The 13,770-nt window shown below is 72.0% G+C and carries 8 protein-coding genes; 4 read left to right on the forward strand and 4 right to left on the reverse strand.

What is annotated here, in order from left to right; genetic code table 11:
* Positions 1–109: 109 nt before the first annotated feature.
* A complete protein-coding gene (locus tag K5L01_RS08885; protein ID WP_250063988.1) occupies positions 110–1,516 on the reverse strand; it encodes a DcaP family trimeric outer membrane transporter in 1,407 nt (468 codons plus the stop codon).
* Between the two features lie 298 nt (positions 1,517–1,814).
* Here K5L01_RS08885 and acs point away from each other — a divergent pair, with 298 nt between their 5' ends.
* From acs to K5L01_RS08900, 3 genes are all read left to right on the forward strand, one after another.
* Positions 1,815–3,758 (forward strand): acetate--CoA ligase, encoded by a 1,944-nt coding sequence (gene acs / locus K5L01_RS08890; RefSeq protein WP_250063990.1) that lies wholly within the window; start codon positions 1,815–1,817, stop codon positions 3,756–3,758.
* 241 nt (positions 3,759–3,999) lie between these two features.
* Positions 4,000–4,665 carry a response regulator transcription factor gene (locus K5L01_RS08895; protein WP_250063992.1) on the forward strand — a complete coding sequence of 222 codons (666 nt, stop codon included), beginning with the start codon at positions 4,000–4,002 and terminating at the stop codon, positions 4,663–4,665.
* A gap of 268 nt (positions 4,666–4,933) precedes the next feature.
* Complete coding sequence (locus K5L01_RS08900) at positions 4,934–5,512, forward strand: manganese efflux pump MntP (RefSeq protein ID WP_250063994.1); 579 nt, start codon at positions 4,934–4,936, stop codon at positions 5,510–5,512.
* A 270-nt stretch (positions 5,513–5,782) separates the two neighbouring features.
* Here K5L01_RS08900 and K5L01_RS08905 read toward each other — a convergent pair whose 3' ends face one another.
* On the reverse strand, positions 5,783–9,208 hold the full coding sequence (locus K5L01_RS08905) for a hybrid sensor histidine kinase/response regulator (protein WP_250063996.1): 3,426 nt from the start codon (positions 9,206–9,208) through the stop codon (positions 5,783–5,785).
* A gap of 66 nt (positions 9,209–9,274) precedes the next feature.
* A complete protein-coding gene (locus K5L01_RS08910) occupies positions 9,275–10,579 on the reverse strand; it encodes a sensor histidine kinase (RefSeq protein ID WP_250063998.1) in 1,305 nt (434 codons plus the stop codon).
* 260 nt (positions 10,580–10,839) lie between these two features.
* On the opposite strand from K5L01_RS08910, the gene K5L01_RS08915 reads away from it, so the two are divergent.
* Positions 10,840–12,723: a GGDEF domain-containing protein gene (locus tag K5L01_RS08915; RefSeq protein WP_250063999.1), complete on the forward strand. Its 1,884-nt coding sequence runs from the start codon at positions 10,840–10,842 to the stop codon at positions 12,721–12,723.
* A 24-nt stretch (positions 12,724–12,747) separates the two neighbouring features.
* Here the strand turns inward: K5L01_RS08915 and K5L01_RS08920 are convergent, their stop codons facing one another.
* Complete coding sequence (locus tag K5L01_RS08920) at positions 12,748–13,770, reverse strand: OmpA family protein (protein WP_250064001.1); 1,023 nt, start codon at positions 13,768–13,770, stop codon at positions 12,748–12,750.

Here is a 13,770-nt window from a genome sequence, read left to right on the forward strand (position 1 = left end):
TCCTGGTACGGGACGGCGGACGACAGGCCGCGGCGGTGGCGTGGAAGCTCGCCGTGGGGAGAGGGAAAGGAGGCGGCGCCGGCACCGCATGCGGGCCGGCGCCGCCGGTTCAGAAGCTGTACTTGGTGGTGAACTGCACGCGGCTGATGTCGCCCTTGCGGCCGTTCTCGATCTCGCGCACGCCGTACATCAGTTCGGCGCCGACATCGACCTTCGGCATCGGGGTGTAGAACACGTTGCCGCGGATCGACTGCACGCGCCTGGTCACCAGGTCGCCGGTGATCGCGGCATCGTTGTCGTAGTCGCTGCGGGCATAGATCAGGTTGCTGCGCAGCCGGGGCGAGAACGCATGCCGCCAGCCCACGTAGGCGGCGACCACGCCGGTCGGATCGAGACGGTCGCGCAGGGCGTCGTAGCCGCTGTCGGCGGTGATGCCCAGGCCGATGTAGCGCGCGATGCCCTCGCCGGCGGTGAGCTGGTAGTGCAGCGTGTCGCTGGCGCCCATCGCCCACTTGCCGCCCACGCTGACGCCGCCGCCGGTCGCGGTGGCGTGCGCGCCGGTGGCGCGGTTGTCCACCTTCAACTGGCGCAGCAGGCCGGCCATGCCGAACGTGCCCCAGTCGCCCTTCCATCCATAGCGCACGGTCATGTCCGGCAGCGCACCGCGGTCGGAACTGGCCGCCGCCGGGACGTTCCAGGTGCCGGCCACCGGGTCGTAGCTGCCGGTGAGGCTGGTGGTTTCCGGATTCTCCAGCGCCACGCTGAGGCCGCCGCGGGTGTAGCGCAGCTGCGCCTGGCGCACGAACACCACGCCATCGGTGGGGCCGACGAAGTCGGCCGCCTCCGGCAATGCGCCGGCATCCATGAAATTGGACCAGGTCTGCCCGGCCAGCCAGCCGTTCCAGTACATGTAGGCGTGGCGCAGGGTGACGCCATAGGTGTTGGTGGCGGTCTGGTTGCCCAGCGCATTGCCGAAGAAGTCCATCTCCAGCATCGCCCCGGCCTTGTCGCCGTTGTCGGCCACGTGGTCCACGCCGAGGTTGAAGCGCGAGAACTTGGCGTGCGCGTTGTAGTCCACCCCGGAGGCCCTGCCGTTGCCGCCGGCACCGGGTACCGGCGTCTGCCCCGGCAGGTACAGCGCGCGGCCGGTGGCGTCGTCGGCGAGCTGGCCGTCACCGGTGCGGGTGGCGAGGAAGTCGACCTTGATGAAGCCGCCGACCTTGAACGTGGTGCCCGGCGCGGCGCCGGGCGTGATGCTGGTGGCCTGGATGGGCGGCGCGGCGGCGGCCGCCGCCGGCGCGGTGGCCGCACCCTGTCCGGTGGCTGTCCCGCGGGCCTGCCCGTCGGTCCGCACCATGGCCTCCTCGGGCACCTGGCGATGCGTGAGCAGCTGCTGCACCTGGCGTTCCAGTTCGGCCACGCGGGCTTCCAGCGCCTGTTCCCGGGGCGTCTGCGCGAGCGCGATGACCGGCGCCGACAGCACCAGCGACAGCGCCACCACCAGCGGCCGGCGCATCCTGCACCCGGGGGTGTGCGCCGGGAGACGCACTCGATCCAACACGTGTCTGTTCATCCGCTCTGCCTCTCTCCGACGGGTATCGACGGCCGCTTCGCTTGCACGGTCGAGGGCAGGGTGCGGGGCTTCCGCCGCGGACGGCTATTCGCCATTAGTCGAAAGCGGCCCCCCATTCGACCATCGTCTAACACCGGGGGCAGCGCGCACCCGGGTGGATGCGGCACACTTGGGAGGTTCCGGCCGCGTCGCAGGATGCGGCTGCTTCATTGGTTACACGTGCAAAAGGTGAGGATTTGCCATGGCTGACATCTATCCCGTCGATCCCGCATTCGCCGCCAAGGCGCGGATCGACAAGACCACCTACGAGCAGCAGTACCGCGAATCGGTGGAGAATCCCGATGCGTTCTGGGCCAAGGCCGCGGAGCGCCTGGACTGGATCACCAAACCCACCCGGATCCGCAACGTCAGCTACCAGCTGGACGATTTCCGCATCAAATGGTTCGAGGACGGCGAGCTCAACGTCAGCGTCAACTGCCTGGACCGCCAGCTGGCCACCCGGGGCGACAAGACCGCGATCCTGTTCGAGCCCGACAGCCCCGATGCACCGGCGCAGAAGGTCACCTACCGGCAGCTGCACGAGCGCGTGTGCCGGCTCGGCAATGCGCTGCGCAACCTCGGCGTGGGCAAGGGCGACCGCGTCACCATCTACCTGCCGATGATCGTCGATGCCGCCGTGGCGATGCTGGCCTGCGCACGCATCGGCGCGGTGCACTCGGTGGTGTTCGGCGGTTTCGCCGCCAACTCCATCGCCGACCGCGTCGGCGACTGCGGCAGCAAGCTGATCATCACCGCCGACGAGGGCCTGCGCGGCGGCAAGAAGGTGCCGCTGAAGGCCAACGTCGACGCCGCGCTGAAGCTGCCGGGCACCCATACGGTGGAGACCGTGCTGGTGGTGCGCCATACCGGCGCGGCGGTGGACATGCAGGCGCCGCGCGACCGCTGGTTCCACGACGTGGTGGACACCCAGCCCGCGCAGTGCGAACCCGAGCGCATGAACGCCGAGGACCCGCTGTTCATCCTGTACACCTCCGGTTCCACCGGCAAGCCGAAGGGCGTGCTGCACACCAGCGGCGGCTATCTGCTGTACGCGGCCTACACCCATGAAGCGGTGTTCGACCTGCGCGAGGACGACATCTACTGGTGCACCGCCGACGTCGGCTGGGTCACCGGGCACAGCTACATCGTCTATGGACCGCTGGCCAACGGCGCCACCTCGGTGATGTTCGAGGGCGTGCCCAACTACCCCGACACCTCGCGCTTCTGGAACGTCATCGACAAGCACCAGGTGACGATCTTCTACACCGCCCCGACCGCCATCCGCGCGCTGATGCGCGAGGGCGAAGCACCGGTGAAGAAGACCTCGCGCGCCTCGCTGCGCCTGCTCGGCAGCGTCGGCGAGCCGATCAACCCGGAAGCCTGGCGCTGGTACCACGAGGTGGTCGGCGACAGCCGCTGCCCGATCGTCGATACCTGGTGGCAGACCGAGACCGGCGGCATCCTGATCTCGCCGCTGCCCGGCGCCACGGACCTCAAGCCGGGCTCCGCCACCCGACCGTTCTTCGGCGTGCAGCCGGCGCTGGTCAACGCCGACGGCGAGATCCAGGACGGCGTGGCCGAAGGCAACCTGGTCATCCGCGACTCGTGGCCGGGGCAGATGCGCAGCGTCTACGGCGACCACCAGCGCTTCATCGACACCTACTTCCGCACCTATCCGGGCAGCTACTTCACCGGCGACGGCTGCCGCCGCGATGCCGATGGCGACTACTGGATCACCGGCCGCGTCGACGACGTGATCAACGTCTCCGGCCACCGCATCGGCACCGCCGAAGTGGAAAGCGCCCTGGTCGGCCACCCGAAGGTCGCCGAGGCGGCGGTGGTCGGCTTCCCGCACGACGTGAAGGGCCAGGGCATCTACGCCTACGTCACCCTCGTGGCCGGCGAGGCGCAGACCGACGACCTGCTCAAGGAGCTGGTCACCTGGGTGCGCAAGGAGATCGGGCCGATCGCCGCACCGGACCACCTGCAGTGGGCGCCCGGCCTGCCCAAGACCCGTTCCGGCAAGATCATGCGCCGCATCCTGCGCAAGATCGCCGAGAACGCGCCGGACCAGCTGGGCGACACCTCGACCCTGGCCGACCCGTCGGTGGTCGCATCACTGGTCGAAGAGCGCAAGGTGCGCTGACCCCGCTGACCCCGCTGGCCCGGACCACGCCGAGCGCGTGGCCCGGCCAGCCCCCGCGGTGGCCCTGCGCCGCCACGGGACCGGGCGCAGGGACGCGCCGGATGCCACCGCGCCACGGGCCGCACGCAGGCCCCAGGCGCGGCGCGGTGCTGGACACCGCCGCGCATCGCCATGATCCTGCGGCCCTGCCCTTCCCTCCGCAGGACAGGGCGCCAACCGCCATAGCCGGACCGTTCGCCCCATGCCCACGCTGCTGATCGCCGACGACCACCCGCTGTTCCGCGAAGCGCTGCGCGGCGCGGTGCAGCGGGTGATCCCCGGCGTGCGGCTGCTGGAGGCCGACAGTGTCGAGGCGCTGTACGCGCTGGCCGAGCAGCACCCCGACGCCGACCTGGTGCTGATGGACCTGAACATGCCCGGCGCGCAGGGCTTCAACGCGCTGGTGCACCTGCGCGCACTGCACCCGCAGCTGCCCATCGTGGTGGTGTCCGCGCGCGAGGAGCCGACGGTGATGCGCCGCGCCCTGGACCATGGTGCGTTCGGCTTCATTCCCAAGTCGGCCGATTCGGACACCATCGGCCAGGCGCTGGGCACCATCCTCGATGGCGAACGCTGGGCGCCGGCCGAAGCCCACAGCCTGCCGCCCACCGACCGCGAAGAGCGCGAAGTGGGCCAGCGCCTACGCGAGCTGACCCCGCAGCAGTACCGCGTGCTGCTGATGCTCGGCGCCGGCCGCCTCAACAAGCAGATCGCCTACGACCTGGGTGTTTCCGAAGCGACCATCAAGGCGCACGTCACCGCCATCCTGCGCAAGCTCGGCGTCACCAACCGCACCCAGGCGGTACTGATGGCCGGCAAGCTGGCCATCGACGACGACAGCATGGTGCTGCCTCCCGACGAGGACTAGCCCGCGGCGCGATGCGGCGGCAGGCCGTCGCCGCCTTCCCGGCGCGTTTCCCGCCCCGGGCCCCCGCGGGCGCGGCATGTTAGAATGCGCGTTCCCTTGGGGAGTAGCCTGCTTCCGGCATCCGGAAGCGCACGCATCAACATGCTCGACCATTGCGTCGTGGTGCGTGTGACCGGTTTCTTCGGTTGGCGAGACCAGCGGCACGCGTGCGCAACTTCCGGTTGGGCGCGCCGTGTGCCGACCGCGTCCGCCCGACCAGGTAAACCCGATGTCCCCGATCTCCATCCTGCTTGTCGGCTTCGCCATGTCCACCGACGCCTTTGCCGCGGCGATCGGCAAGGGCGCGGCGATGCGCCGGCCGCGGCTGCGCGACGCCCTGCGCGCCGGCCTGATCTTCGGCACCATCGAAGCAATCACGCCGGTGCTCGGCTGGCTGCTGGGCCGCGCCACCTCGCAGTACGTCGAGGCCTTCGACCACTGGATCGCCTTCATACTGCTCGGCGCACTCGGCGCGCACATGATCGTGGCCGGCCTGCGCGCCGACCCCGAGGACGCCGGCGACGACGACGACAACCGCCACCACCGCTTCTGGACCCTGGCCGCCACCGGCCTGGCGACCAGCATCGACGCCGCCGCGGTCGGCGTGAGCCTGGCGTTCTTCGACGTGCACATCGGCATGGTCGCGCTGGTCATCGGCGTATGCACCCTGGTCATGGTGACCCTCGGCATCATGCTCGGCCGCGCCCTCGGCGCACTGGTCGGCAAGCGCGCCGAGATCGCCGGCGGCGTGATCCTGATCATCGTCGGCGCCAGCATCCTGCACGAACACCTGACCGGCGCCGCCTGACCCGGCCACACGGCAGCGCCCGCCCATTACAGAGCGGGGCCGCGGCGGGGCATCACCGGCAACGCCCCGCCGGGCACGGCCCGGCGCTACCGAACTCGACAACTTGCCCCCCTCCTGTAGAGCGGGGCCACGCCCCGCTGGGACACCAGCGGCAACACCCCGCCGGGCACGGCCCGGCGCGACCGGGCCCGGCAACCTGCCACCCCTGTAGAGCGGGGCCACGCCCCACTGGAGCATCACCGACAACGCCCCACCGGGTGCGGCCCGGCGCTACAGCCGCCAGGCGGTGAGGAAGGCGCGCAGGGAGGCCGGTTTCACCGGCTTGGTCAGCACCCGGTAGCCGCACTCGCGTGCCTGGCGCTTCAGTTCGTCGCGGCCATCGGCGGTGAGCAGGGCGCCGGGCAGGGGCCGGCCCGCGGCCTCGCGCAGCGCGACCAGGGCGTCCAGCCCGTGCATGCGGTCGTGCAGGTGGTAGTCGGCCAGTATCACGTCGGGGTCTTCGGACAGCTTCTGCAGGGCGATGTCCACGGTGCTGGCGGCGATCACCTGCACCTGCCAGCGCCCCAGCAGTGCGCGCATGCCGTCGAGGATCTCCTGGTCGTTGTCCAGGCACAGCACGCGCAGCCCGGCCAGGGCATTGTCGCTGGCGGCCGGGCCGGCGGCCCGCGGCGGTGGCGGCACCGCGGGCGCCGGTACCCGCGGCAGGGTGATGGAGAACATGCTGCCGCGTCCAGGCTGGCTGCGGGCGTTGAGCGCGTGGCCGAGCAGGCGCGAGATGCGCTGGCAGATCGACAGCCCCAGGCCCAGCCCCTGCTCGCCCCAGTCGAACGGCTGCGGGTAGCGGTGGAACTCGTTGAAGATCTGCCGCATGTGGTGCTCGGGAATCCCCGGCCCGGTATCCCACACCTGCAGCTCGACCCGGGCGCCACGCGCGCGCAGCGCCAGCACGATGCGGCCATGCCGGGTGTAGCGCAGCGCATTGGCCATGAAGTTCTGCAGCACGCGGCGCAGCAGCCGGCGATCGCTGTACACCCAGGCCGGGCGCGCGAACACGTGCAGGCGCAGGCCGCGCCCGGCCGCCACCGGGGTGTACTGCGCGGCCAGCTCGCGCACCAGTGCGGCGGCGTCGAAGTCGGCCAGGGCCGGGCGCAGGCCGCCGGCCTCCAGCCGCGATACGTCCAGCAGGCCATCGAGCAGTTCCTCGGCGGCGCGCAGCGAGGCGTCCACGCGCTCGGCCAGGTAGCGCTGTTCCTCGTTCTCCTGCGCGCCGTCACGCAGCGCCGAGGCGAACAGGCGCGCGGCGTTGAGCGGCTGCAGCACATCGTGGCTGATCGCGGCGAGGAAGCGGGTCTTGGACTGCTGCGCCAGTTCGGCGGCCTGCGAGCGCTCGGCCACCCGCTGCTCGAGGGTCTCGTTGGCCTCCAGAAGCGCGCGCTCGGCGTGCTTGAAGTCGGTGATGTCGTTGTAGCTGGTGACATAGCCGCCGCCGGGCAGCGCCTGGCCGCGCAGCTCGATGACCTTGCCGTCGGCATCGGTGCGCTCGAACACGTGCGCGGTCCCGGCGCGCATGTGGGCGATGCGGCGGTCGATCTGCAGCTCGATGTCGCCCTCGCCCAGCTCGCCGCGCTCGGCGTTGTAGCGGATCAGGTCGGCCACCGGGCGGCCGACGTAGAGCATGCCGTCGGGGTAGCCGAACATCTGCTGGTAACGGCGGTTCCAGGCGGTCAGGCGCATGTCCGGGTCGACCACGCTGACTCCGGCGCTGATGTTCTCCAGCGTGGTCGACAGGATCTCGCGGTTGAAGCGCAGCTCCTGGCCGGCCTCGTCGAGCACCGCTACCACCTCGCCCAGGTCCATGCCGGAGCCGCGCAGCAGGCTGGTCAGCAACAGCCGCGCCGACGCCGCGCCGATCGAGGCGGCGAGCAGGCGCTCGCTGAACTGCACCCAGGCGCGGTCGGCGGCCGCGGCCGGCTGCAGCTCCCGCTGCAGCGCCTGCGCCTGGTCGGCGAAGGCGCGCTGCGCGCGCTGTTCGCCCACCACCCGGGTGGCCAGCGCCAGCAGGTCGCGCACCTTGACGTGCGCGGGCCAGTCGCCGACCACCACCGGACGCTGCGCGTACGGTTCCAGGAACGGCCCCGCGCGCAGGCGCTCGGCGACCCCGGGGCGCCAGCGCATCGACACCAGCAGCATGGTGGCGGTGTTGAGCAGCAGCGACCAGAACGTGCCGTGGGTCAGCGCATCCCAGCCGCTCAGGCCGAACAGCTGTTCCGGCCGCAGCCAGGCGATGCCGAACGGGCCGCGCTCGACCAGCGCCAGGTCGAGCCAGCCGCCATGGCTGAGCGCCGGCAGCAGCAGGGTGTACACCCACACCCCGAAGCCCACCATCATGCCGGTGCCTACCCCGCGGCGGCTGGCGCCGCGCCAGTACAGCCCGCCGAGCAGGCCGGGGGCGAACTGCGCCACCGCGGCGAAGGCCATCAGCCCGTAGGTGGCCAGCATGGTGTCGTTGTCGCTGCCGCGGTAGTAGCCGTAGGCCACCAGCGCCAGCAGCAGGATCGCCAGGCGACGGGTCCACAGCACCCGCGAGGCGACGTCGGCGGCCACCCGGTGCCCGCCACTGCGGCGCAGCAGCAGCGGCATCACCAGGTCGTTGCTGATCATCGTCGCCAGCGCGATCGAGGACACGATCACCATGCCGGTGGCGGCCGAGAACCCGCCCACGTAAGCCACCAGCGCCAGCGCGGTGTTGCCGTCGCTCATCGGCAGCGCCAGCACCAGCCCGTCATCGGCCACGCCGCCACTGCCGAGCAGCGCGGTGCCGGCCACCGCGATCGGCACGATCATCAGCGAGATCAGCACCAGGTAGCCGCCGAACAGCCAGCGCGCGCGGCGCACGTCGCCGACGTCGCCGCACTCCACCACCGCCACGTGGAACTGCCGCGGCAGGCACACCAGCGCAAGGAAGCTGAGCAGGGTCTGAGACACGAAGCCGACCGGCGGTGTCGCCTCGAACAGCGTGCGCGCCGACTGCACCACCGTGGTGCCGCGGTCGGCCAGCCACACGTAGGCGAACACGCCCAGCGCCACGATCGCAAGCAGCTTGATCATCGACTCCAGGGCGATGGCCAGCATCATGCCGTGGTGGTGTTCGGTAGCGTCCACCTGGCGGGTGCCGAACAGGGTGGCGAACAACGCCATCAGCAGTGCCACGTAGAGCGCCGGGTCGCGCAGCACGCCGCCGCCGCCAGCGTCGCCGGTGAGCACCTGCAGGCTCATCGCCACCGCCTTGTACTGCAGCGCCAGGTACGGCACCACGCCGATCAGCGCGATCAACGCCACCAGCGCCGCCAGCCGCCGCGAACGGCCGTAGCGGGAGGAAATGAAGTCGGCGATCGAGACGACGTTCTCGCTGCGCGCGATCAGCGCCAGCCGCTCGATGATGCGCCAGCCGAACAGCAGCAGCAGCAGCGGCCCCAGGTAGATCGGCAGGTAGCCGATGCCGTAGCGCACCGCGGTGCCGACCGCGCCGTAGAAGGTCCATGACGAGCAGTACACCGCCAGCGCCAGGCTGTAGACCACCGGCCGCAGCCAGGGCCGGTCCGGGTACAGCGGCCGGCGGTCGCCCCACCACGCCACGCCGAACAGCAGGGCGGCGTAGCCGAGCGAGACCAGCAGCAGGATCCAGCTAGAGACCAAGGGCGAGTTTCCGGACGGGCCGCGGCCCAGTGTAGCCGGCGCGCGCCCGGCACCAGGGCATGCGGCTCAATAGGGAATGGCCACGTCGTCCTCGGAGCGCGGCGACACGTCCACCGCCGGGGGACGCGCCGGCAGGTACAGGCGGAAGCAGCTGCCCTCGCCCAGCGCGCTGGCGACCTCGATGCGGCCGCCGGCGGCGGCCACCAGGTTGGCCGCCACCGCCAGGCCCAGGCCGGTGCCCTGGCCGCTGGGCTTGGTGGTGAAGAACGGCTCCAGGCAGCGCTGGCGGACCTCTTCGCTCATGCCGTGGCCGCTGTCGCGGACCTCGATGCGCAGCTCCTCCCCCGGCGGCGGGCAGGCCAGGGCCAGGCGGAAGCGGCCGCCGTCGGGCATGGCCTGCTGCGCGTTGGCGGCCAGGCTCAGCAGCAGCAGCTCCAGCTGCGCCGGATCGAAATGGATCTGCCGCTGCACCTGGCCGGTGTCCAGCTCGAACGCCACCCGCGCGTCGAACAGCTGGCGCAGCATCGGCTCCATCGCCGCCACGGTGCGCGCGGCGTCCAGCAGCTGCGGCCGCGCCACGTCCTGGCGGCTGAAATCCAGCAGCCGCACGGTCACCGCCTTGGCCCGCCGTGCCGCCGACTCCACCCCGCGCAGCGCCGCCTTGAGTTCCTCCGGGTCGTCGCTGCGGCGTTCCTTGCCGGCATAGCCCATGATCAGCCCCAGCAGGTGGTTGAAGTCGTGCGCCACGCCACTGGCCAGGCGCTCCACGTTCTCGATCCGCAGCGCATGCGCCAGCTGCGCGTGCGAACGCTCCTTCTCCTCCATCTCCAGCTGCAGTTCGTCGCGGCGCCGCGCCAGGTCGGCCTCGCGGCGGCGGGAGAGGCGCAGGTTGTCGCGCATCGAGGACATGCACTGGTCGAGCACGAAGGCGGCCATCAGCACGCCCAGGCCCGCCAGGGCCAGGTCGCGGGTGGCCAGCGCCACCCGCGCCGGATGGTAGAAACCGCCGGCCGCGTCCAGCCAGGCCCCCACCACCAGCAGCGCGCACAGCCAGATCGCCGCCAGCCACAGCGCCCGCCGCCCCAGCACCGCGCCGGCCAGCAGCACCGGCAACAGTTGCAGCAGCTGCCCGGGCATCTGCGCCCGCAGCCCCCAGCTGGCGTACGCCACCGTCGCCAGCAGCAGGTTGAGCAGCACGAACAGCGCCGCCGCGAGCCGCAGCCGGCCCCGCCGCAGCGGCAGCAGCGGCACCAGGCACGCCAGCACCCCGCCCACCCCCAGCAGCAGCGACGGCGAGACCAGGGTGGCCGGCGCCCACAGCAGGAGCAGCACCTGGTAGCAGGCCATCACCAGCAGCAGGCGCCGCAGCATGGCCGCCGCGCGTGCGCGCGGCGCACTGGCGACCCGCTCCCTCCAGCGGGCGGGGGTGGCGGGTGGAAGCGGCAGGGAACCGTCGGGTTCCCCCGGGGACGGGGAGTATGGGGGCATCGGCAAGGGGGCCCGCGGCCGGGGCGTGGCACGTCGTCTGGATGAACGGCGCTATATTACGGTCCATCCGCCGCCGGCGCCGGGCCGCCTTCAGCCACCCGCGCCCGGAACGGCCTCCTACTCCGTCCGGAAGCGCACCCTTGATGTCCTGCCCCCCCCGCACCGCCCGCCTGTTCCTCCGGTGGTCCTGCCTGCTGTCCGTGGCGCTGGCCGCCCCCGCGCAGGCCGACGCGCGCTTGATGGACCAGGTGACGAACTGCCATGCGGTGATGCATGGCTCGCCGCCCGAAGCGCTGACGATCGCCAACGAGCTGCTGGCGATGCCGGCGCTGCCCATCCCGGTGGAGATCGGCGCGGTGAGCTGCCAGGGCTATGCGCTGCATCTGCTCGGCCATGGCGAGGGCAGCCTGGAGGCCGCCGCCCGCCTGCAGGCGTTGATGACCACCCCCGGCCTGGCAACCGAGGACCGCGACCGCGCGATGCGCTTCGCGGCCGCCCTGCTGCAGCGCAATGGCCAGACCCAACAGGGCCTGCAACTGCTCGAGACGATGCTGGAGCTGGGCGTCGCCGAGGCCGACATCAGCGCGCAGATCACCGCGCTGACCGGGATCTCGCTGATCCGCGCCGAACAGATGGACGACCCCGAAGGCGCGCTGCGCTACCAGCAGCAGGCGATCGCCCTGTCGCACCACCTGCGCCGCCCGGCGCTGCCGCAGGACGTGATGCTGCACTACAACTACGGCTACACGCTGCTGCGCCTGAAGCGCTACGAGGACGCCGAGCGCGCCTTCGCCCGCGTCGAGGCGATCGCCCGGCGGGTGTCCGACCAGGACGTGATCCTGCACCGGGTGCGCGGCCACCGCGCCGAGCTGCTGCACGCGGCCGGCGACCTCGACCATGCGCGGCAGCAGCTGGCGGCGCTGCTGCCGTGGCAGAAGGACAACGACCCGCTGGGCCAGGTGGTCACCCTGCAGCGGCTGGCGCGCATCGCCCTGGAACAGGCGCAGCTGGAGGCCGCGCGCGGCTTCGCCGAGGAGGCACTGGCGGTGGCCGAGCCCGGCAAGTTCCCGGAGGGCGTCCGCGACAGCCTCGACCTGCTGACCGAGATCAGCATCGCGCTGGGCGAGGCCGACCAGGCCCGCGACTACCTGCGCCGGGCGCGGCAGCTCGACCAGTCGCGGATGAAGGGCGACAGCCTCAACCGGCTGGCGCGGCTGCAGGCCAAGGCCGAACAGGCCCTGGACCCGATCCGCACCAATGCCGTGCAGGAGGCCAGCCGCGACCGGCTGCTGCGCAACGCCGCCCTCACCGCGGCGGTGGTGTTCCTGCTGCTCGGCGGCGGCCTCTACCTGCGCATGCGCCGCCAGCAGCGGCGGCTGCGCCAGCTGGGCATCACCGATGCGCTCACCGGGCTGCCCAACCGCCGCGAGGCCGAATACCTGCTCAATGCGGCGGTCGCCAGCGCCAGCGGCGCGCAGCGCACCGCGGTGCTGCTGCTGGAGATCGACGGCTTCAAGGCGCTCAACGACCTGCACGGCCACGCCGCCGGCGACGTGCTGCTGCGGGCGGTCGCCGATGCCCTGGTCGAGCACTGCGATGCCCATGACCGGGTGCTGCGCTGGGGCGGCGCGACGTTCGTGGTGATCCGCGCCGACACCGCGCAGGCCGCGGCCTTCGCCCTGGCCGCCCACCTGTGCCGCCGCATCGAGCGGTTGCAGGTGGATGTCGCCCACGGGCAGTGCCTGACGCCCAGCGTCTCGGCGGGCATCGTCGCCCACCCGCTGTTCCCCGGCACCACCCCGGACAACGCCGACACCCTGCGCGCGGTCAGCCGCGCGCTGCAGGTGGCGCGCCGCAGCGGCGGCGGCGGCTGGGCCGGGCTGTGGGGCCACCCCCAGGGCCGCGAGGCCGACCTGCATGCGGTGCTGCGCGATCCCGAGCGGGCCGCCGCCCAGGGCTGGATCGCGCTCGGCAGCAGCCGCCCGATGTCCTGGCTGCCGCCGGCCGCGGCCGGCGCCCGGCGCTGAGCCCCGGGCCCCCGCCGCACCGGGTCAGTCGGCCAGGTCGAAGCGCACTTCCACGCGGCGGTTCGGCAGCAGGCACTCCAGCAGCGCCGCGCGCGGCTTGACGCCGTCACACTGCTGCACCTGCTCGGTATCGCCGCGGTACTCGTAGCCGATGCTGGCCGGATCGATGCCACGGCCGACCAGCAGCTCGCGCACGGTCTGCGCACGACGCTGCGACAGCCCCTGGTTGTAGTCGAAGCCGCGGCCCTGCATGCGGTCGGCGTGACCGACCAGGGTGACCCCGGCCAGGGTCCGCCGCTCCTCGGCGATCGTCGCCAGGGCGCGGTCGATGCTGTCCAGCGAATAGGTGCGGATGTCGCGGTAGCCGTCGCGGTCGAACTCGAACAGCACATTGGCGATCAGCGGGCCGGGGGCCGGCGCCGCCGGGGCGGGGCCCTCCGCGGCGACGCCGCACTGCCGCGCCATCGCCTCGGCGTCGTTGACCAGGTCCTCGGCGATCTGGATGTACGGCTTGGAATGGCGCCACTGCTGCTGGTTGAACTCGTTGCCGGCGTGCACCAGCTCGACCTCGCCGCAGGCCACGGCCTGCTGCGCGCAGGCGAAGCCCGGGGTGCCGTGGATCGCCTTCAGGCGCTGCCACAGGTCGTCGCGCAGGTACTTGGCGCCGTTCACCAGCGGGGTGTCGGTGGGGATCGGCGAAATGCCGTTCTCCATGTCCACGATCAGCTTCTCCGACTCGGTCAGCGCTTCCTGCGGGAACGCGCTGCGGTCGTTGCGGGTGTATTCGTGGAAGGACACGTCCAGCCAGCACTGCGCCTTGGACAGGTGGTAGTCGCGGACCGGGCGGCCGGCATCGTTGAGCGCCTGGATGCGGCCCTGGGTGGCGTCGTAGCCCTGCAGGTCGGCATGGATGGCCTCGTCGGTGATGCGCTTTTCCTGCGGCAGGAGCCGGGTCTGCTGGGCGCCGGCGGTGCCGGCGACGGCGGACAGGACGGCGGCGGCCAGCAGTGCGCGCGACAGGGGGGAACGGGTATGCGGTGATTTCAT

The sequence above is a fragment of the Stenotrophomonas mori genome (assembly GCF_023556335.1).
Lineage (GTDB): Bacteria > Pseudomonadota > Gammaproteobacteria > Xanthomonadales > Xanthomonadaceae > Stenotrophomonas > Stenotrophomonas mori.